This window comes from Streptomyces sp. NPDC050508, assembly GCF_040655155.1.
Lineage (GTDB): Bacteria > Actinomycetota > Actinomycetes > Streptomycetales > Streptomycetaceae > Streptomyces.
In genome coordinates this window covers 160,106-177,790 of the sequence record NZ_JBFAJJ010000005.1, presented here as the reverse complement: position 1 = coordinate 177,790, position 17,685 = coordinate 160,106, and the positions used below count along the sequence as shown (strand labels likewise).

Annotated in this window: 17 protein-coding genes; 7 read left to right on the top strand and 10 right to left on the bottom strand. The window is 71.1% G+C overall.

From position 1 onward, the window contains the following. Nucleotides 1-5: 5 nt before the first annotated feature. Genes AB0I69_RS16335 through AB0I69_RS16315 form a run of 5 tightly spaced genes read right to left on the bottom strand, consistent with a single transcriptional unit; the run spans nt 6 to nt 6,843 of the window. On the bottom strand, nt 6-2,969 hold the full coding sequence (locus AB0I69_RS16335) for a carboxypeptidase-like regulatory domain-containing protein (RefSeq protein ID WP_363096308.1): 2,964 nt from the start codon (nt 2,967-2,969) through the stop codon (nt 6-8). Nucleotides 2,970-2,991: 22 nt separating this feature from the next. Next, nucleotides 2,992-3,468: a hypothetical protein gene (locus AB0I69_RS16330; protein WP_363096307.1), complete on the bottom strand. Its 477-nt coding sequence runs from the start codon at nt 3,466-3,468 to the stop codon at nt 2,992-2,994. Between the two features lie 2 nt (nt 3,469-3,470). Continuing rightward, a complete protein-coding gene (locus tag AB0I69_RS16325; RefSeq protein ID WP_363096306.1) occupies nt 3,471-4,823 on the bottom strand; it encodes a hypothetical protein in 1,353 nt (450 codons plus the stop codon). Nucleotides 4,824-4,836: 13 nt separating this feature from the next. After that, nucleotides 4,837-5,838, bottom strand: a complete 1,002-nt coding sequence (locus tag AB0I69_RS16320; protein ID WP_363096305.1) for a hypothetical protein — start codon at nt 5,836-5,838, stop codon at nt 4,837-4,839. Nucleotides 5,839-5,871: 33 nt separating this feature from the next. Beyond that, nucleotides 5,872-6,843 carry a hypothetical protein gene (locus AB0I69_RS16315; protein WP_363096304.1) on the bottom strand — a complete coding sequence of 324 codons (972 nt, stop codon included), beginning with the start codon at nt 6,841-6,843 and terminating at the stop codon, nt 5,872-5,874. Nucleotides 6,844-7,072: 229 nt separating this feature from the next. Between AB0I69_RS16315 and AB0I69_RS16310 the strand changes: the two genes are divergently transcribed. The 3 genes from AB0I69_RS16310 to AB0I69_RS16300 are packed head-to-tail and all read left to right on the top strand — an operon-like array spanning nt 7,073 to nt 8,600. Beyond that, nucleotides 7,073-7,441: a LuxR C-terminal-related transcriptional regulator gene (locus tag AB0I69_RS16310; protein ID WP_363096303.1), complete on the top strand. Its 369-nt coding sequence runs from the start codon at nt 7,073-7,075 to the stop codon at nt 7,439-7,441. An 8-nt stretch (nt 7,442-7,449) separates the two neighbouring features. Next, nucleotides 7,450-8,322, top strand: coding sequence for a hypothetical protein (locus AB0I69_RS16305; RefSeq protein WP_363096302.1), 873 nt, complete (start codon nt 7,450-7,452; stop codon nt 8,320-8,322). Then, nucleotides 8,217-8,600: a YchJ family metal-binding protein gene (locus tag AB0I69_RS16300; RefSeq protein WP_363096301.1), complete on the top strand. Its 384-nt coding sequence runs from the start codon at nt 8,217-8,219 to the stop codon at nt 8,598-8,600. Before AB0I69_RS16305 ends, AB0I69_RS16300 begins: the two co-directional genes overlap by 106 nt. A 4-nt stretch (nt 8,601-8,604) precedes the next feature. Here the strand turns inward: AB0I69_RS16300 and AB0I69_RS16295 are convergent, their stop codons facing one another. Continuing rightward, complete coding sequence (locus AB0I69_RS16295) at nt 8,605-9,306, bottom strand: FadR/GntR family transcriptional regulator (RefSeq protein ID WP_363096300.1); 702 nt, start codon at nt 9,304-9,306, stop codon at nt 8,605-8,607. 130 nt (nt 9,307-9,436) lie between these two features. Between AB0I69_RS16295 and AB0I69_RS16290 the strand changes: the two genes are divergently transcribed. The 4 genes from AB0I69_RS16290 to AB0I69_RS16275 are packed head-to-tail and all read left to right on the top strand — an operon-like array spanning nt 9,437 to nt 13,219. Continuing rightward, the gene (locus tag AB0I69_RS16290) at nt 9,437-9,955 is read left to right on the top strand and encodes a gluconokinase (RefSeq protein WP_363096299.1); all 519 of its coding nucleotides are present in this window, start codon (nt 9,437-9,439) and stop codon (nt 9,953-9,955) included. Between the two features lie 54 nt (nt 9,956-10,009). After that, nucleotides 10,010-11,407: a gluconate:H+ symporter gene (locus AB0I69_RS16285; RefSeq protein WP_363096298.1), complete on the top strand. Its 1,398-nt coding sequence runs from the start codon at nt 10,010-10,012 to the stop codon at nt 11,405-11,407. 10 nt (nt 11,408-11,417) lie between these two features. Continuing rightward, nucleotides 11,418-12,176, top strand: a complete 759-nt coding sequence (locus tag AB0I69_RS16280; protein ID WP_363096297.1) for an SDR family oxidoreductase — start codon at nt 11,418-11,420, stop codon at nt 12,174-12,176. Nucleotides 12,177-12,193: 17 nt separating this feature from the next. Beyond that, complete coding sequence (locus tag AB0I69_RS16275) at nt 12,194-13,219, top strand: L-idonate 5-dehydrogenase (RefSeq protein WP_363096296.1); 1,026 nt, start codon at nt 12,194-12,196, stop codon at nt 13,217-13,219. 37 nt (nt 13,220-13,256) lie between these two features. Here the strand turns inward: AB0I69_RS16275 and AB0I69_RS16270 are convergent, their stop codons facing one another. The 4 genes from AB0I69_RS16270 to AB0I69_RS16255 form a co-directional block, all read right to left on the bottom strand. Continuing rightward, nucleotides 13,257-13,892: a cytochrome b/b6 domain-containing protein gene (locus AB0I69_RS16270; protein ID WP_363096295.1), complete on the bottom strand. Its 636-nt coding sequence runs from the start codon at nt 13,890-13,892 to the stop codon at nt 13,257-13,259. After that, nucleotides 13,876-14,619, bottom strand: a complete 744-nt coding sequence (locus AB0I69_RS16265; protein ID WP_363096294.1) for a molybdopterin-dependent oxidoreductase — start codon at nt 14,617-14,619, stop codon at nt 13,876-13,878. Before AB0I69_RS16265 ends, AB0I69_RS16270 begins: the two co-directional genes overlap by 17 nt. Before the next feature lie 124 nt (nt 14,620-14,743). Further along, entirely contained in the window at nt 14,744-16,291 is a 1,548-nt protein-coding gene (locus AB0I69_RS16260) for an APC family permease (protein WP_363096293.1), read from the bottom strand. 35 nt (nt 16,292-16,326) lie between these two features. Beyond that, nucleotides 16,327-17,277 (bottom strand): hypothetical protein, encoded by a 951-nt coding sequence (locus AB0I69_RS16255; RefSeq protein WP_363096292.1) that lies wholly within the window; start codon nt 17,275-17,277, stop codon nt 16,327-16,329. Nucleotides 17,278-17,685: the final 408 nt, after the last annotated feature.

The window sequence follows — 17,685 nt, the reverse complement described above, 5'->3', positions numbered from 1 at the left end:
CTCCGTCAGGTCCGCAGTGCCTCGACCGTGTTGCTGCGTGTGCCGTCGGGGTTGATGAGGGTCACCTGCCAGGTGAGGCCCGCGAGGGTGGTCGGCAGGGTGGGGAAGGTGGTGTCCGCACGGCCGATCCCGAGCAGGATCACGAGGGTCGCCTGGAATTCGCCGAGTTCGGGACGCTCGATGGCCGACATGACGGCCTTCGCGCCGGTCAGGAAGCCCCGGCCGAAGAGGGTGGCGTCCAGGCCGGGTTGGCGGTCAATCACGTTGTCGACGAAGACGATCACCGGAGCCTCGGTCCGCTGCACGGCCCGGGCCAGGCGGACCGCGTCGGCCAGCTGGGTGCGGAGCTCCCGCAGGGCGCGCAGGACGCGCGGGGTGCGGACGCCGTCGGGCAACGTCGGGTCGCTGACGGCCAGTTGCTCGGTCGCCAGGACGAGGTCGGCCAGCTGCCCGAGAACCGGGGTCAGCGCGATCACGCCGTCCTTGCCGGCGTCCTGCACCAGCCGCGGCCCCTCGGCGGTGGAGACGCGGACGATCCAGTCGAGCAGGTCGGACAGCAGAATCGGCAGCAGAGCCGGTTTCTGCGGGGACAGGGCCGATTGCTGTGAGGCCAGGCCGCCGAAGCGCAGCTGGATCGTCTGACGCTGGGCTGCGTCCACGAAGACCGAGTCGAGCGCCGAGGCGGTCTCCTCGACGGACTGCGCGACGACGTCGAGGCTGCGGGACAGTTGGATCAGGACGGTACCGAGCGAGGTCTGCCCGGTGGTGCCCAGGAACAGCGTGCGGTCGCTGTTCCAGCCGGCGGCGAGTGACTGCACATGGTCGACGACGATACGGAAGTTGGTGACGATCCGTTCCTCGTCGAGCCTGCCGACCCTGCTGATGGTCAGCCCGAACCGGTCGCGCAGTTGGGCGAGTTGGCCTCCTACCGTGTCGGGGTCGAGCCCGGTGGCGGGGGTGCTCGGGCCCAGCAGCAGGACGAACAGTTCGTCGACACGCTGGACGCGTGGTCCGCCCTCGACCGCCAACTCATCCACGAGCTCGCCGAGTTCGGCCCGCACGATGGTGCGGATCGCCTCGGTGTCCTGGAGGTCGGCGGCGGGGTCGAGCGGCGTCAGAGCGTCGAGCAGCGGGGTGATCTGTTCCAGCGCGTTCTTCGCGCGCTGGTAGATGCTGGCCTGCGCACCGGTCAGCGCACCCAGGTCGGCCTGGACGGCGTAGCCGCGCGGACGCCAGGTGAACTCGGTGTGGCCCTGCACCTCACTCAGCTCGAAGGCTCCGGTCAACGCCGCCTGGAATCCTGAGGTGTTGGAGCCGGGCCGCCAGCCGAGGACGTCACGCAGGGCACCCTCGACCGTCTGTCCGTACGAGGCCGACCGGTCACCACCGGGTGCCGGTGCGCGGCCCGTACTGCCACCGACCTCCTCGGTCAGTACGGGGAAGGCGGAGAAGTCCGTGAATGCCTGGTTGGTGACGGACGGCGGGTTCCCTCCCGCGGGCGCGCCCGGTGCGGGCCCCCGCGGGAACCGGATGTTGCTGACAGTGACGGAGTGCACCACCACCGGGAATCGTTCCACGGCCTTGCCGTCCTGGGTCAGCACACTGACCAGGAAGCTCCCGGCCGTGGGCGAGAACCACTCGTAGAAGCCGTCCTTGTTCGTCTGTGTGCGGCCCAGGAGCACGCTTCCGTCGATGTCGTGGATCTCCACCGTCACGAACGCGACCGGCTGTTCCTCCTCGTCGCGTACGAATCCCCGGATGCCGTGCTTCTCCTCGCTCAGCACGATGTCGGCCACCTGGGCGGAGCCCTGGTCCGTCACGGTCACCATGTGGTCGCCGGGGGGATCAAGGATCAGCCGTCGTCCGCCGACGTACACGGGCGTCACCTTCGGAGAGACCTTCCAGTCACCGGTCGGCAGTCCCCGCATCTTGTAGTTGCCGCCGGCGTCGGTGGTGTCGTACGCCTCGCGGTCGTTCTGGCGGGCCACGACGTCCACGTTCTCCAACGGGGTGTCGCTGTCGTCCACGACCAGGCCGTAGAGGTCTCCGGAATCGGTGGACACGGGCTTGAAGTCGAAGAACGCGGACAGGTCCAGGCTGTCACCGGGATTCAGTTGCGAGCTGATGCGGTTCTTCCCGGGGACCGCGGCGACCCGCAATCGTGCCTTCCCGTACGTCGCCTGGGAGGTGTCCACGACGGCGACGTCGACCAGTCCCGCCGGGACGTCGTCGAAGCAGGCGGGCGTCCGGCCGTCAGTGGTCCGGCGCTGCGCGGGGAGGTCGCGGCCGTCCGCCCGGGTCACTTCGAAGACCGCACCGGAAACCGGCTGGCGGTGCAGCTCGGGCGCGATCTCGATCCGGGCGGTGGCGGCGCGGTAGATCACCTTCACCATGTCCTCGGGCAGTGGGTGCCGGCCCCTGTCGGTCACGAAGCGGCCGTTCTTCGGGGTGGCCCTGGTCCTGGGGCAGCTCTGCGGGCCGACCATGACCAGTTCGTCCTTGCAGGCGGCGTAGACATCGCCGTCGGGCCTGCTGGTGAAGTCGGTGTCCGCCACTTCGACCTTGACGCCGGGGAGCGGTTGGCCGCTCTCGTACTGCGTGTTGAGCAGGAACAGCCGCTTGCCGCCGCCGGACAGCAACACTATCTCCGCGTCCGGGAGTTCATGGCCGGACATGTGGAGTTCCCTCCAGTGCCCGCCGTGGGCGAGCCGCGGGATGTCGAATTCCGGCGGGCCGTCCACGACGCGGACCCGGTAGGTGCCCGCCGGGACCTTGTCGTGCCGGACGAGTCCCTCGTCGTCGGACGGATCCAGTGTGAGCGGCGGATCGTAGTCGCCCTTGCCGGTCCCGTTCTGCTTGCTCAGTTCGAGTACGACACCGGACGGCGTCGGCCAGTCCGTCTGCCACCTTTCGGGATCCTTCACCACGCGTCGGGGGCAGAGGAAGACCCGGATCGTGAGCTTCGGCATCGTGCTCTCCTTCCTCTCCAGGTCAGCGGCGGACGCCGGACGTGGAGCATGGGCTCTTCAGCGCGGCGGTCTCCTGCCCGTGGGCGAAGAGTGCCGGTAGCACATCGCTCCAGAGCGACTGCTGACATGAGTGGACGGACCGGACGACCTCACTCGCCCAGGCACCGGCCTCGCGGCCGTGTTCGGCGCCGAGTGCGTCCAGTTCGGCGAGGCGTTCCGGCGCGGCCAGGCGGCCGACGAGGATCTGGCCCAGGGTCAGGACGTGCTTCTGGCAGAGGGCCACCGTCGACGCGCCGCCGGTGGTGGGGTCGTGGAAGGCGGTGGCGGTTTCCTCCGCCGCGCCCGACACTTCCAGCGCGGCGTTCGCCACCTGGTCGACCAGCGCGACGTCGCCGCCCCGCGGGTGGTCGGAGACCGCGATCAGTTCCAGCTCGTGGGTGATGTCGCGGAGCCGCCGTACCGCCGCCGCCAGTTCGGCGTACGCGGACTGCACCGTCACCGTCATCGCCTCGCCAACTCGGTGTAGAAGTTGCGGGTGATCACGCCCGGGCGGGCCAGCCGGCGGTCCAGGGCGGAGCGGGTGGCCCCGATCAGGAAGCGGGCCGGGATGATGCCGGGGTCGGTGCCGGCCGCGAGGCGCTCGGCGGCTTCCGTCTGCATGGCGTGTTCCTTGGCGCCGAAGGGGATCACCTGGGCGAGGCTGCGCCGGCCGAGTTCCGCGAAGGGCCGGAAGCAGAGGGCGTCGACGACCGCCGGGTATGCGGTGGCGAACGTCGAGAGGAGCTCGCGCGGCAGGTTCCCGGCCCTCGGGTCGGGATAGATGGAACGCCACAACCGGCCGTAGCGGTCGGCCTGTTCGGGGAAACCCATCCGGCGCAGCAGCTCGACGGAGATCCAGGCACGGAACCAGGGGGTGGGGTGCGGCCCGCGCGGGTTGTACGTGAGAACGGCCTCCGGCGAGCGGCCGACCACGTCGAGCAGGGAGCCGACCACCGCCGGGCCGCCGAGCAGCAGGGCGGACAGATCGGCGTACACCTCGCGGTTCCAGCGGACCCAGGTCCGTACGACAGCGGGTGGGCAGCCCTCGTCGAGGAGACGGCGGGCGACGGCGCGCGGCACCGCCTCGTTGAGGCCGAGGTCGCTCTGCAGGTTGTGGGACACCTCGTGCAGGACGGCGCCCAGGGTCCAGGGGTTGACCAGGCGGTGGTACGGGAGTTGGACCAGCGGGAACGGGTTGAGCCGGCGGCCCAGCCGGCGCAGCGGGATGCCGCGCCGGAAGGTCGCCGGGGAGAACCCGGTGCGCATGAACGAGAACGGGGGCGGGGCAGGCAGTGGCTTGGCCTCGCCGATGCCCAGGTACGCGGCCTGGTAGCAGGAGAGGGCGATCCGGTCGCAGGACAGCAGGGCGTCGGCGAACACGGACTGCCGCTGCCCGAAGAGTTCGAAGTAGAAGTCCCAGATGCGCTCGACCTCGCGCACCCAGGTGTGGGCGCGTTCCTTGGAACTGACCAGAGCCTGCAACCGCCGGGTGTCGGGCTGCCGTACGGCCCGCCGTGCCTCCTCGTCGACCCGGCCGCTGAGCCGGAGCAGTTCGCCGCGCAGTTGCCGCATCAGGGCGTTGACCGCTTGCAGATGGCCGGCGGACGGTGCGGCGGCCCCGGTGCCGAACTCGTCGGCGCGGAAGGGCCGCAGGGCGGCGGCGTGCCGGGTGACGTTGAGCCCTTGGGCCCGTATCCAGGGCCCGCGGACCGGGGCGGTGGTGCGCGGTCGGGGCACCGGCCGGCCGGCCCGGGCGGTCGCGGTGCCCGGGTCCGGTGTGACGGTCGGCTCGGCGCGGGCCGTGGGTACGGTCATGGCGGGCCGCCGGTCAGTAGCCGTACGGGCCGTCGGCGGCGCGCCGGCCTGCCGGACGGTAGGCGGGCACCGGCACCCAGGCGACGGACATCGGCGGCAGACCGGCCGGGCGGCCCGGCACACCGCGGGGAACCGCGACGGAGCGGGGCCCGTACGGCCGCCGGTACGCCCGTGCCGGTGCGGACGGCGCTCCCGCCGCCACGGTCCGTACGGCCCGCGTCGAGGCGGGGGCGACGGCCGCGCCCGCCGGAGCGCCGGGGCGCATGGCTCGGTGGTAGCGGCGGTCGAGCGCGCGGGATCGTCGTACGACCGCGGCGCGGCGCCGGGGATCGGACAGTACGGCGGCGGTCTGGCCCGCCAGGGTCCGCACGGTCGACCTCGCGGTGACGGGACGGCCGGCGGCGACCTGCCGGGCAAGGCTGCGAGCGGTGCGGGCGGCGATCGTGGGCAGGGTGCGGACCAGCGGGCGGGTGGCGGGGTTGCGGCGCAGCGTACGGGTCACGTTGGCGAGCCCGCGCACCAGTTGCGGTGCGGTCCGGATGAGCGCGGGTGCGGCGCGCCGGGCCAGGCCGATGGCTATGGGGGCGAGGGCTCCGACGAACGCCTCGGCCTCCGCCTCGCTCTCGGTCTCGGCGGCGGCGTGGCCCAGGTGCTCCATCATGGCGTCCGGAGCGAGCCTCCGGAGCGGGTTGGCCATCCCCTCAAGTTCGTCCTCGTACTCGCCCTCGAACTCGAACTCGCCCTCGCCTTCCTCCTCGTAGAGGGACTCGTCCTCGAACTCGCCCTCCAGTTCGGTCTCGAACTCCGTCTCCCACTCCCACTCCTGGTCCTGGCCGCCGCCGGTGACGCCACCGAGGGCCGACTGGGCCGCCCGGCGCGCCAGACCCGCGAGCGAGCCGAGGAACTCCTCCCCCTCGCCCTCCTCCTCGTGCAGGGACTCCCACTCGCCTTCCAGCTCGGGAAGCGGGGATGCGCCGGACGTCCTGGGGCTCGCGCCGTTCGTGCTCACGCTCATGGCCGCTGTTCCTTTCTGCTGCGGGCGCCGAAGTCAGCGCAGGCCGGCGTATCCGGGGCGCCGCGGTCGCGTCCCCGGGGCGGGGCGTCGGGGCGCGCCGGCGCGCATGGCGGGGCCGGCGGCGCGGCGGACCGCGGTGGTGGCGCGGACGTTGCGCTGCAGGGCGCGGGTGGTCTGCTGCGGGCTGCCCAGGACGCGGCGGGTCTGGCTCGCCATCACACGGGCAGCGGTGCGCCGGTCAGCGGGCCGGCCCGCGGCGGCGCGGCTGCTGAGCACGCGGGCGGTACGCCGGACGATCAACGGCACGGCCCGTACGGCGGGGCGGGTGATCCGCCGACGGCGCAGGATCCTGGTCAGTACGCAGGTCGCGCGGACCAGTTGCGGGAGCAGCCGGCGCAGGGCGGCCCGGTCCTGGGCGGACAGCGCGGTGACCGTCGCCGCACCGATCATGCCCTCGGCCTCGGCCTCGGAGCGGGCCTGCGCCGCGACCGCCGCCATCATCTCGGCCATGGCCTCCTGCTGGTTGAGGGGGCGGGCCGTTTCCTCCTCCGCCTCCGCCTCGAACTCGTCCTCGCCCTCTTCCTCGTAGAGGTACTCCTCCTCGAACTCGCCCTCGCTCAGCGCGCGGGCGGCGAGGTCCCCGGCCATACCGCCGAGGGGGCCGCCGACGATCCTGCCGACGATGGGCGCGGCGGTGCGGGCGACCCTGCGCAGGATGGGGGCGGCCCGCCGGACGAAGGCGCCGATACGGCGGAAGAAGGCCTCGTCTTCGAACTCGCCCTCGAACTCGCCCTCGTACTCGTCCTCCTCCTCGAACTCGCCTTCGCCCTGGCCGAGGAGGCCACCCACCGCACCCATGATGCGGCCGAGGAACTCCTCGCCCTCGCCCTCACCTTCGCCTTCATCCTCGTAGAGGTACTCGCCCTCTTCCTCGCCGACGCCCTCGAACTCGCCTTCCAGGGCAGCTTCGTCCTCGTACTCCAGCTCGGCCTGGCGCATCTGCATGGCCGCCTCCCTCAACGCGCGCTCGGACAACTCACCCTGCGCGGGCTGACGTTGAGGTACCAGTCGCACATCCAGCGGTCGATCGGTCCGGTCGCGTTCGGATGTGTGTCGCTCGGACGTGCTACGCGCGAACCGGGCCCGGAGTGGTCGGCCCCGCTGTTAGAGTGCGCTCCATGCCGTGAGTGTGGAACCGGCGAGCCGCCGGTCCGCTGAGGCAAGGGGGCCGGCGATGACCGACGGGGCAGCAACCGGACTGTTGGCCAGGGAAGGCATCGATTCCGAAGTCGAGGCGCTGGCCCTGAAGTTGATCGGCATTCTGGCCGAGTCCGGAGAACGGGTACTGCTCGACCTCGCGGTCGACGACATTCGCTGTCTGGTCATCCGCAGCGACCGGGCCGGCCCGATGACCCTGTTGAGCCCCCGGGAGCGGGAGATCGCCCGCATGGTCGCCTGCGGTCATCCCAACAAGACCATCGCCTCGGTCCTGGAGATCAGCACCTGGACGGTCGCCTCCCACCTGCGCCGCATCTTCACCAAGTTGGAGGTGTCGTCCCGGGCGGCGATGGTCAACCGACTGGCGCCCGGGGAACCGGAGTGACGGGCCGCGTGACATCCAAGTGGGCCCGCTGGTCCGCCGACAAGGATGAGCACTGGCTGGAGGTCTACGGGGAGACCGAACCTCTGTGCATCCCGCTGGAACGGCTCTTCGCCACGGGACCGGACGCGGCGCACCCCTTCACGGCGTATCTGTACGTCTGGACGCTCGGGTACAAGGGGGATGCGCCGCGCATGGAGGTCTCACTGCTGTTCCCTGCCACAGGCAGTTGGCAGGTGAAGGATCTCCAGGCCGTCGTGTACCACCTGCCGCCGGTACAGAAGGAGCGGAGGTGGCGAGCCGCACTGGCCAAGGACCTGCGGACGGCGGCACCCGTGCTGGAGGTCGCCGGCAAAGTCACGGCCGACTTGACCGGCTTTCCCGAACTCAACGCCGCGGCGGCCGCCACCGCCCATCTGAATGCGCGAAGCGCGCCTCAGGCACGGAAGAACGGGTGGTACGTCAAGAGAGTCCACGGGAGTCCTGATGGGGCCCTGTGCCAGGGAGTCAAGTGGGTCCTCCCGCCGAGCTTCGTCAAGCAGATCGGCATCCGGGTCACCGGTGCCCTTCTTGTGCAGTTCGTCGAGGCCGCACCCGCGCACGAGGGCAACGGTCCCCAGGGGAGCAGCGAGCGGCACCTCCTGGCCTGTGCGACGTTCACGCGCGGAAAGAAGTGGATCCCGTGGGGCACCCGTTCGCCTGTGGACGCCCACGTCCGGTTGCCGCTCGTCGTCGCCCCCGAGGAACTCACGCACTCAGCCCCGGCACAATGTTCCCCATGTCCCGATCCACCACCTGCCCCTGCGGCCTCCCCGACCCCTACGACAACTGCTGCGGCCGCTACCACTCCGGCACCACCCCCGCTCCCACCGCCGAGGCACTGATGCGCTCCCGCTACAGCGCCTTCGTGCGGTTGGACGCGCCCTACCTCCTGCGCACGTGGCATCCGCGGACGCGGCCCGCCGAGCCCCTCGACCTCGACCCGGGGATGCGGTGGACCGGGCTGGAGGTCCTGGAGACGAGTGGCGGGTCGGCGTTCCACTCCGCGGGGACCGTGACGTTCCGGGCCTCGTACCGGGGCGGCGCGGTCCATGAGCGGAGCCGGTTCGAGCGGGTCGACGGGGCGTGGGTGTACCTCGACGGGGAGTTCATCGAGGACTGAGGTGCTACGGCGCCAGGATGTCCAGTTCCTGGAGGGCGCCCACCGTGATCTCCCGGGTCAGCGTCTCCGCGCGGACCGCGTCGCCCTCGCGGACCGCCTCCGCCACCTGGACGTGCAGGGTGACGGCGGCCGGGTCGGGGTCCTCGAACATGACCTCGTGGTGGGTGCGGCCGGCCAGAACCTCGGTGACGACGTCGCCGAGACGGGCGAACATCTCGTTGCCCGAGGCGGCGAGGATCACCCGGTGGAAGGCCACGTCGTGGACGAGGTAGGCCTCCAGTTTGTGGCCGCGTGAGTTGGCGACCATGCCGATCGCGCACTCGGTGAGTTCCGCGCACTGCTCCGCCGTGGCGAACTTGGCGGCGAGGCCCGCGGCGATCGGTTCGACCGCGGAGCGCAGCACCGTGAGTGAGCGCAGTTGCTGCGGGCGGTCGGCGCCGGCCAGACGCCAGCGGATGACCTGGGGGTCGTAGACATTCCACTCGGACTTCGGCCGTACGGTGACGCCCACGCGGCGGCGGGACTCGACCAGGTGCATGGATTCGAGGACGCGGACCGCCTCGCGCATCACGGAGCGGGAGACCTCGAAGTCCTTGGCGAGCTCGTCCGTGCGCAGGACGCTGCCCGGTGGGTACTCGCCCGCGGTGATGGCGGGGCCGAGGGAGTCGAGTACGCGGCCGTGCAGGCCGCGGCCCGGAGTGGTCATGCACTCAGCGTACGGGGCGCGTCACGGAACCAAAAAGTCAGACTTATATGTCACAGACTCTTGAATTCGTCGTACCTAATCGGTTTCAGTGGGTTCGACATCAGGTGTCGACCGAGACAGTGAGGCAGCGATGCGTACCCCCCATGTCGTCGTGGTCATGGGCGTAGCGGGCACCGGGAAGACCACCATCGGTCCCCTGCTCGCGGCCCGGCTCAGCGTTCCGTACGCCGAGGGCGACGACTTCCACCCGCAGGCCAACATCGCCAAGATGTCGGCCGGGCACCCGCTGACGGACGAGGACCGGTGGCCCTGGCTGGACGCCATCGGTTCCTGGGCGCACGGGCGTGCGGGGCTCGGCGGGGTCGTCAGCTGCTCGGCGCTGAAGCGGTCGTACCGCGACCGGTTGCGGGCCGCGGCTCCCGGGGTCGTCTTCGTCCACCTCACCGGTGACCGCACGCTCATCGAGGACCGGATGGCGCATCGGCACGGGCACTTCATGCCGACCGCGCTGCTCGACTCGCAGTTCGCCACGCTCCAGCCACTGGAGGCCGACGAGGCCGGAGTCGCCGTGGACGTCAGCGGCAGTCCGGAGCAGATCGCCGAGCGGGCCACGGCCGCGCTCGCGCAGGTTCCCGAGCCGACCTCCTAGTACCTCCTAGTACCGCTTGTCACCCCAACTCCCCGTATCCGCAAGGAATCCACCGTGACCAGACTCAGCGTCGAGATGCTGGCAGCGGACCCCGTCGAGCCCATCACCTCGGCCGGCCACGCTCAGCTGGGCATCGCCGTACTGGCGGGCATCGCCGTCATCGTCCTGCTCATCACCAAGTTCAAGATGCACGCCTTCCTGGCGCTGACCATCGGCTCGCTCGCGCTCGGCGCGTTCGCCGGGGCGCCGCTGGACAAGGTCATCACCAGCTTCACCGGCGGGCTCGGTTCGACCGTCGCCGGTGTGGGCGTACTGATCGCGCTGGGCGCGATCCTCGGCAAGCTGCTCGCCGACTCGGGCGGCGCGGACCAGATCGTCGACACGATCCTCGCGAAGGCGAGTCCCCGGTCGATGCCGTGGGCGATGGTGCTGATCGCCTCCGTGATCGGGCTGCCGCTGTTCTTCGAGGTCGGCATCGTGCTGCTGATCCCGGTCGTGCTGATGGTCGCCAAGCGCGGCAACTACTCGCTCATGCGGATCGGCATCCCGGCGCTGGCGGGCCTGTCGGTCATGCACGGCCTCATTCCGCCGCACCCCGGGCCGCTGGTCGCCGTGGACGCGGTCAAGGCCAACCTCGGTCTGACACTGGCGCTGGGCGTGCTGGTCGCCATCCCGACCGTCATCATCGCGGGCCCGCTGTTCTCGAAGGTCGCCGCCCGCTGGGTGGACGTCCAGGCGCCGGACCGCATGATCCCGCAGCGCCCCTCCGAGGACCTGGAGAACCGCCCCGGCTTCGGCGCGACCCTCGCCACGATCCTGCTGCCGGTTGTGCTCATGCTCTCCAAGGCGCTGGTGGACATCGTCGTGGACGACCCCACGCACACCGTCCAGCGCGTCTTCGACGTCATCGGGTCGCCGCTGATCGCACTGCTCGCGGCCGTCATCGTGGGCATGTTCACGCTCGGCCGCCCGGCCGGCTTCACCAAGGAGCGGCTGTCCTCGACCGTCGAGAAGGGGCTGATGCCGATCGCGGGCATCCTGCTCATCGTCGGCGCGGGCGGCGGCTTCAAGCAGACGCTGATCGACTCCGGTGTCGGCCAGATGATCCTGGACATCTCCAAGGACTGGTCGATCCCGGCGCTGCTGCTGGCCTGGCTGATCGCGGTGGCGATCCGTCTCGCGACCGGTTCGGCGACGGTGGCCACGATCTCGGCGGCCGGTCTGGTCGCCCCGCTGGCCGCCGACATGTCGAGCACCCACACCGCCCTGCTGGTGCTGGCGATCGGCGCGGGCTCGGTCTTCTTCAGCCATGTCAACGACGCCGGGTTCTGGCTGGTGAAGGAGTACTTCGGCCTGAGCGTCGGCCAGACCCTCAAGACCTGGTCCGTCATGGAGACGATCATCTCGGTGGTCGCCGGCGGGCTGGTCCTCCTCCTCTCGCTGATCATCTAGGGGTACGGGAATGAGTCATCCTCTGTTCGACATCAGTGGCCGTACGGCCCTGGTCACCGGTTCCAGCCGGGGCATCGGACTCGCCCTCGCCCGGGGCCTGTTGGAGGCGGGCTGCACGGTCGTCCTGAACGGACGGGACGGCGAACGGCTCACCAAGGCCGCCGCCGAGCTGTCCGGCGATGTCCACACCGCCGCCTTCGACGTGACCGACGGTCCGTCAGTGGCCGCCGGTATCGCGGATGTTGAGGACCGGATCGGACCGCTGGACATCCTGGTCAACAACGCGGGCATGCAACTGCGCGCCCCGCTCCTGGAGTTCACCGACTCCGACTGGCACCGCATCATCGACACCAACCTCACCAGCGCGTTCCTGGTCGGCCGTGAGACGGCCCGCCGGATGACGGAACGCGGCCACGGGAAGATCATCAACATCTGCTCGTTGCAGAGCGAGGTGGTCCGCCCCGGCATCGCGCCGTACGCGGCCACCAAGGGCGCCCTGAAGATGCTCACCAAGGGCATGTGCGCGGACTGGGGTCCGTCCGGAGTGCAGGTCAACGGTCTGGGGCCGGGCTACATCGAGACGGAACTGACCCAACCCCTCGTCGCGGACGAGGAGTTCAGCGCCTGGGTGCGCAAGCGGACCCCGGCCGGCCGCTGGGGCACCACGGACGACCTGGTCGGCGGAGTGCTGTTCCTGGCCTCGCCCGCCGCGGACTTCGTGAGCGGACAGGTGCTGTATGTCGACGGCGGCATGACGAGCGTGCTGTAGAAAAAGGGAGTCCGGACATGCTGGGTTGTGTGATTCACGGTCAGGACGACCTCCGGGTCGAGGAGTTGACGGTCCCGGAGCCCGGCCCCGGCCAGGCCCTCGTCGCCGTCCGCTACGGCGGCGTCTGCGGCTCCGACCTCCACTACTGGCGCCACGGCGGGGTGGGCGACTTCCGCCTCAAGGAACCGATGCTGCTGGGCCACGAGGTCGTCGGCACGGTCGTGTCCTACGGCCCCGGGGCCACAGGTCCCGTCGCCGGTACGGCGGTTGCGGTGCACCCGGCGACTCCGTGCGGGGTGTGCCCCGAGTGCGTGGACGGTCGGCGCAACGTGTGCCGGGACACCGCCTATCTGGGCAGCGCGGCCCGCTTCCCGCACGTACAGGGCGGATTCGCGGCCCAAGTCGTCGTCCCCGCCGAGCAGTTGAGGCCGGTCCCGGCGGGCCTGGAGCTGCGCCGGGCGGCCCTCGCCGAACCGCTCTCCGTCGCCCTGCACGCCGTGCGGCGAGCCGGGGACGTGACCGGACGCCATGTGCTGGTCACCGGCGCGGGTCCCATCGGCTGCCTGGTCGTCGCGGCGGCGAAGGCGGCCGGCGCGGCACGCGTGACGGTCACGGACCTGCTCCCGGCGGCCCTGCGCTACGCCACCGCGGCCGGCGCCGACACCGTCGTACGGGCCGATGACCTGGACGACTCCGGGTGGCCGTCCGAGGTCGACGTGGCCATCGAGGCGTCCGGGGTGGCAGCCGGGCTCGACACCTGTCTGCGGCTTGTGCGGCGGGGCGGGGTCGTCGTGCAACTCGGGATGTTGCCGCCGGGGCAGAGTCCCTTCGCGGGGAACCTGGTCGTCAGCCGGGAGATCGAGCTGCGGGGCGCGTTCCGTTTCGACACGGAGTTCAACGACGCGCTCCAACTCCTCGCCGTGGAGCCGTCGTTCGACGCTCTGGTCAGTGCGGTGGTGCCGGTGCGGGAGGCGGCGTCGGCGTTCGCGCTGGCGGCTGACCGGAGCCGGTCGTGCAAGGTGTTGCTGGACTTCGGGGGCTGAGCACGGCGACCGGCACTTCGACGAAAGCTTGCAACAACTACGGCTTCCACAGCGGGTGTTCGCGCTTCGCCCAGTCCCGGCTCACCGAACCCGTGCGCAGCCCCGCCCTCGCCTCCGGGTCCCCCAGCGCCATGCCGATGTGGCCGCCGAGGACGATGCCGATCGTGAGGGCCAGCCAGTCGTGGACGAAGGTCGCGCTGGTGCGCCACTGGATCGGGGTGAGGTGGGTGAACCACATGATCAGGCCCGTGCCGAGCATCACCAGCGTGGCACCGGCGATCCAGTTGGCGTAGATCTTCTGGCCGGCGTTGAACTTGCCTGCCGGGCGGGCCGATCGGCGTTTGTCGCGCATCACGGCACCGCGCAGCCAGACCCGGTCGTGCGGGCCGAAGCGGTTGAGGAAGCCGAGGTTGACGCGGAAGCCGCGGGAGACGAGGCCGATCAGGACGGGCACGGGGAGGGCGAGTCCCGCGCACTCGTGGATGCGGACGACCAGGGCGCGGCGGCCGACCAGTACCGCGAACTCCGGGATGTACAGGACCGCCGCCGTCGCCACGCAGACGCCCATCAGCGCGGCCGTGGTCCGGTGCACCCAGCGCTCGGTGCGGCCGAAGCGGCGGACGCGGGCCGACGGCTCCGTCTGCGGGGCGTGGGCTTCAGCTCGTAGGGTCATCGCCGCGTCCGTTCGACTTGCCGACCCAGGCGTCGACGTCGTAGCCCCGGTCCTCCCAGTAGCCGGGCTTCACATGCTCGGTGACGGTGATGCCGGAGAGCCACTTGGCGGACTTGTAGAAGTACATGGGGGCGACGTAGAGGCGTACCGGGCCGCCGTGGTCGTGGCTCACGGGCTTGTCCTGCATGCGCAGTGCGACCAGGATGTCCGAGCGCCGGGCCTGCTCGATGGTGAGGCTCTCCGTGTAGGCGCCGTCGAAGCAGGTGAAGCGCACCGCCCCGGCCTTGGCACGCACTCCCGCGGCGTCCAGGAGCCGGGACAGGCGCACCCCCTCGAAGGGGGTCCCGGGGACCCGCCAGCCGGTGACGCACTGGACGTCCTTGACCAGCCGGGTCTGCGGCAGGGCGCGCAGGTCGGCCAGGGTGTAGGACGTCGGCCTGTCGACCAGGCCGTCGACGGTCAGCCGGTAGTTCTCGGCGCTCTTGTGCGGCACGGACGCGGTGACCGAGTAGTAGCGGAAGCCGCCGCCGTTCGGGAGCAGTCCGGTCAGCCCGGTGGGGTCCTTGCCGGACAGGGCACCGAGGACACCGTCCATGCCTCTCTGCAGCACGGGCGCGGTGACGACGCCGAGGGCGCCCAGGCCGAGGGTGCCGAGAAGGACACGGCGGCCGAGTGGCCGGCCCTCCGCCTTCTCCGGAACCTCGGGCTCGGGTTGTTCAGGGTTCACGCAGTCATTCGAACACCCGCGACCCCGGCGCGACCAGAGATCGCGGGTGCCCGTCAGACTTCCGTAACCACTTCTTACGTGCTTCTCAGAGAGCGAGCGCCACCGACAAACAAGCGCGGGCTCGCTACGGCGTCTCCCCGGCCGCCTTCTCCAGCTGGAACGCCTCGTTGCCGAGCCCGATGCCGGCGTGCGCCTCGGGGTTGCGGGAGCGCAGGAGCAGGCCCTGGGCCAGGCCGACGAGGACGGCGAGGCCGATGATGCCGGGCAGGATCCAGCTCAGGGACGAGCCGGGGCCCGCGCCGACCAGGACGTCGAAGTCCTTGACCGTGTAGACGGCGATGACGACGAGCGCGACACCGGCCAGCGCGGAGGTGACCAGCCGCCAGGCCTGGGCGCCGGCGGCGCCGCGGCGGGCGAAGAAGACGATCACCGAGAGGGAGGCGGCGGCCATCAGCAGGATCACGCCGAGGGCGCCGATGTTGCCGAACCAGGTGAACAGGTGCAGGACCGGTTCGGTCGGGTCGCCGGTGGGCTTGTCGTCGACGACCGCGAAGACGATCACGATCACGGCGGACACCGCGGTCTGGAGCAGCGAGCCGGTGCCGGGGGCGCCGCTCGTGCTCGTCGTACGGCCGAAGGCCGACGGCAGCAGTCCCTCGCGGCCCATGGCGAAGGCGTACCGGGCGACGACGTTGTGGAAGCTGAGCATCGCCGCGAACATGCCGGTGACGAACAGGACGTGGAGCACGTCGGTGAAGGTGCCGCCGAGGCGGGACTCGGTGAGGTAGAAGAGCAGGCCGGCGCTCTGCTTCTGGGAGACGCCGATGATCTGCGAGGGCCCCGTGGCGACGGTGAGCGCCCAGCAGCTGAGCGCGAAGAAGACGGCGACGCCGCTCACGGCCAGGAACATCACGCGCGGCACAAGGATGTGCGGGCGGCTGGTCTCCTCGGCGTACACCGGGGCCTGTTCGAAGCCGAGGAAGGCGGCGATGCAGAAGCACAGGGCGGTGCCGACGCCGGCGCCGCTGAGGGTGTCCGGGTTGAAGGCGTGCAGGGACAGGCCCTCCTTGGCCGGGTCGGCGACGGCCGCGATGTCGAAGACGACGACGAGCGCGACCTCGATGACCAGCAGGACGCCGAGCACGCGCGCGTTGACGTCGATCTTCAGCCAGCCGAGCATGCCGACGACGAGCACGGCGGCCAGGGCCGGTATCCACCAGGCGACCTGGAGGTGGGCGTAGGTGGAGAACAGGCCGGAGACCTCGAAGCCGAAGATGCCGTAGATGCCGACCTGGAGGGCGTTGTACGCGACGAGCGCCACCATGGCCGCGCCGGCGCCCGCGGTGCCGCCGAGGCCGCGGGAGATGTAGGCGTAGAAGGCGCCCGCGTTGTGGACGTGCCGGCTCATCTCGGCGTAGCCGACGCTGAAGAGGACCAGGACGATGCCGAGGAGGACGAAGAGCAGGGGCTGCCCTTCGATGCCCATCACCGCGAATGTGGTGGGCATGACACCCGCGACCACCATGAGGGGCGCGGTCGCGGCGAGCACGGAGAGCAGCAGGCCCCCGGTGCCGAGGCGGTCGGCGCGCAGGGCGCGCTCCTGCCCCCTGAACGTGCTGATACCGCCGTCGTCCGCGGTGGCGCTGCTCGTGCTGGAACTGCCCGTCGTCATGGCGGGAACGTCCTTTCGGGGTCGCTACGGGGGCGTTACGACGTACCGAGCGCGCAGTCGCGTGCGGCACGGAAGGCGGTGAGCGGGTCTCGGTCCGGGTAGGACCACGGGGCCGGGGTCGGGTGCTCCCCGATGCGGTGGAACAGGGCGGCGGCCTCGGCGCCGCGCCCCTCGCAGGACTTGGCGTGGGCAAGGAAGTTGAGGTCGACCAGGCGGCGCGGATGGCCCTCGTGCTCCCACTCCAGCCACCAGTCGAAGGCGGCCTTCATCACCTGCCGGGCCCGGCGTCCGGCCCAGTGTCCGGAGGCGGCCGGGTCGGCGGGTTCCAGGCCGGCCGCGGCCAGCACGCGGTAGCGCTCGGCGTGCGCGACGACCGGCAGGATCGCGAGCGGGGAGTCGGCGGGGGCCTGTTCGGCGGCCCAGTAGGCGAAGTCGTAGACCTCGTGCAGCGGGTCGAGGCCCGCGGTGGCCCGGCGCTCCGCGAGCCGGGCGACCATCAGATGGTGGGCGTGGTGGTGGTCGGCGTGCCGGTGGCGGACCTCGTCGAAGAGCTGGACCACGCCCTCGTCGGTGCCGAGGCTGTGCTCCAGGAGGAGCAGTCCGAGCCACGGTGTCGGATCGTCGGGCAGGCGGGCCGACGCCGTACGGCAGGCCTCGCGGGCCCGGACCGGTTTCTCCTTGCCCGCCAGCGTGCGCTGGACCAGGGCCAGGGCGAGCAGGACGGAGGCGTCGCCGGACTCGGGTTCGGCGAGCAGCCAGTCGCGGGCCCAGGCGGTGGTGTACGACTCCAGGGCGAGGACGGTGACGCGGTGGGCGCGGGCGTCCCAGTCGTCGCCCGTCCGGGCGAGCAGAACACGCGCCGCCTGCCAGCGACCCTGGGCCAACGCGGCACGTGCGGCGACGAGTTCGTGGTCGTCGAGCGCCGCGTCGAATGCCTGGGACGCACGCTTGTGGCGGCGTCCGAGGGGTGGCGGGGGTGGGGACACCCGGGTATTCCTCACGTTCCTCACGCGACGCTGCGGGACATCGGCACGCTATCGGCCGATCACGCACAGCAAACCCTCCACCAATACTTCACGTCAAGTGCCGTACGGCTGTTACGCCTGTCAACTTCCGTTACGCAAAAGGCACTTGTGGCCATATCCCCTACCCGGGGCGGTACGCTCCCAAGCGTTCGCGGGTCATCGGTGTGGCGTACGCCATGGCGCTCGGGCGCGCGGCGGCGGACCATGGCAGCACGGTCCCGCCGCAGCCTCCGATCGTGCCCGAGGTCGTCGGAGCATCGTGACCGGATCGACCACCCGCTTCCGGGTACTCCCAGGGGCAAGCCGGGCCCTGGGGCGCTACAGTCGCCCAAACGCATCCCGTAGCCCGGCCTGACGATCGAGGTACGC

Excerpts from the sequence above, each read along its gene's own strand:
- AB0I69_RS16335 (WP_363096308.1), bottom strand. The coding sequence starts at position 2,969 with ATGCCGAAGCTCACGATCCGGGTCTTCCTCTGCCCCCGACGCGTGGTG.
- AB0I69_RS16325 (WP_363096306.1), bottom strand. The coding sequence starts at position 4,823 with ATGACCGTACCCACGGCCCGCGCCGAGCCGACCGTCACACCGGACCCG.
- AB0I69_RS16320 (WP_363096305.1), bottom strand. The coding sequence starts at position 5,838 with ATGAGCGTGAGCACGAACGGCGCGAGCCCCAGGACGTCCGGCGCATCC.
- AB0I69_RS16315 (WP_363096304.1), bottom strand. The coding sequence starts at position 6,843 with ATGCAGATGCGCCAGGCCGAGCTGGAGTACGAGGACGAAGCTGCCCTG.
- AB0I69_RS16310 (WP_363096303.1), top strand. The coding sequence starts at position 7,073 with ATGACCGACGGGGCAGCAACCGGACTGTTGGCCAGGGAAGGCATCGAT.
- AB0I69_RS16300 (WP_363096301.1), top strand. The coding sequence starts at position 8,217 with ATGTCCCGATCCACCACCTGCCCCTGCGGCCTCCCCGACCCCTACGAC.
- AB0I69_RS16295 (WP_363096300.1), bottom strand. The coding sequence starts at position 9,306 with ATGACCACTCCGGGCCGCGGCCTGCACGGCCGCGTACTCGACTCCCTC.
- AB0I69_RS16290 (WP_363096299.1), top strand. The coding sequence starts at position 9,437 with ATGCGTACCCCCCATGTCGTCGTGGTCATGGGCGTAGCGGGCACCGGG.
- AB0I69_RS16280 (WP_363096297.1), top strand. The coding sequence starts at position 11,418 with ATGAGTCATCCTCTGTTCGACATCAGTGGCCGTACGGCCCTGGTCACC.
- AB0I69_RS16275 (WP_363096296.1), top strand. The coding sequence starts at position 12,194 with ATGCTGGGTTGTGTGATTCACGGTCAGGACGACCTCCGGGTCGAGGAG.
- AB0I69_RS16270 (WP_363096295.1), bottom strand. The coding sequence starts at position 13,892 with ATGACCCTACGAGCTGAAGCCCACGCCCCGCAGACGGAGCCGTCGGCC.
- AB0I69_RS16260 (WP_363096293.1), bottom strand. The coding sequence starts at position 16,291 with ATGACGACGGGCAGTTCCAGCACGAGCAGCGCCACCGCGGACGACGGC.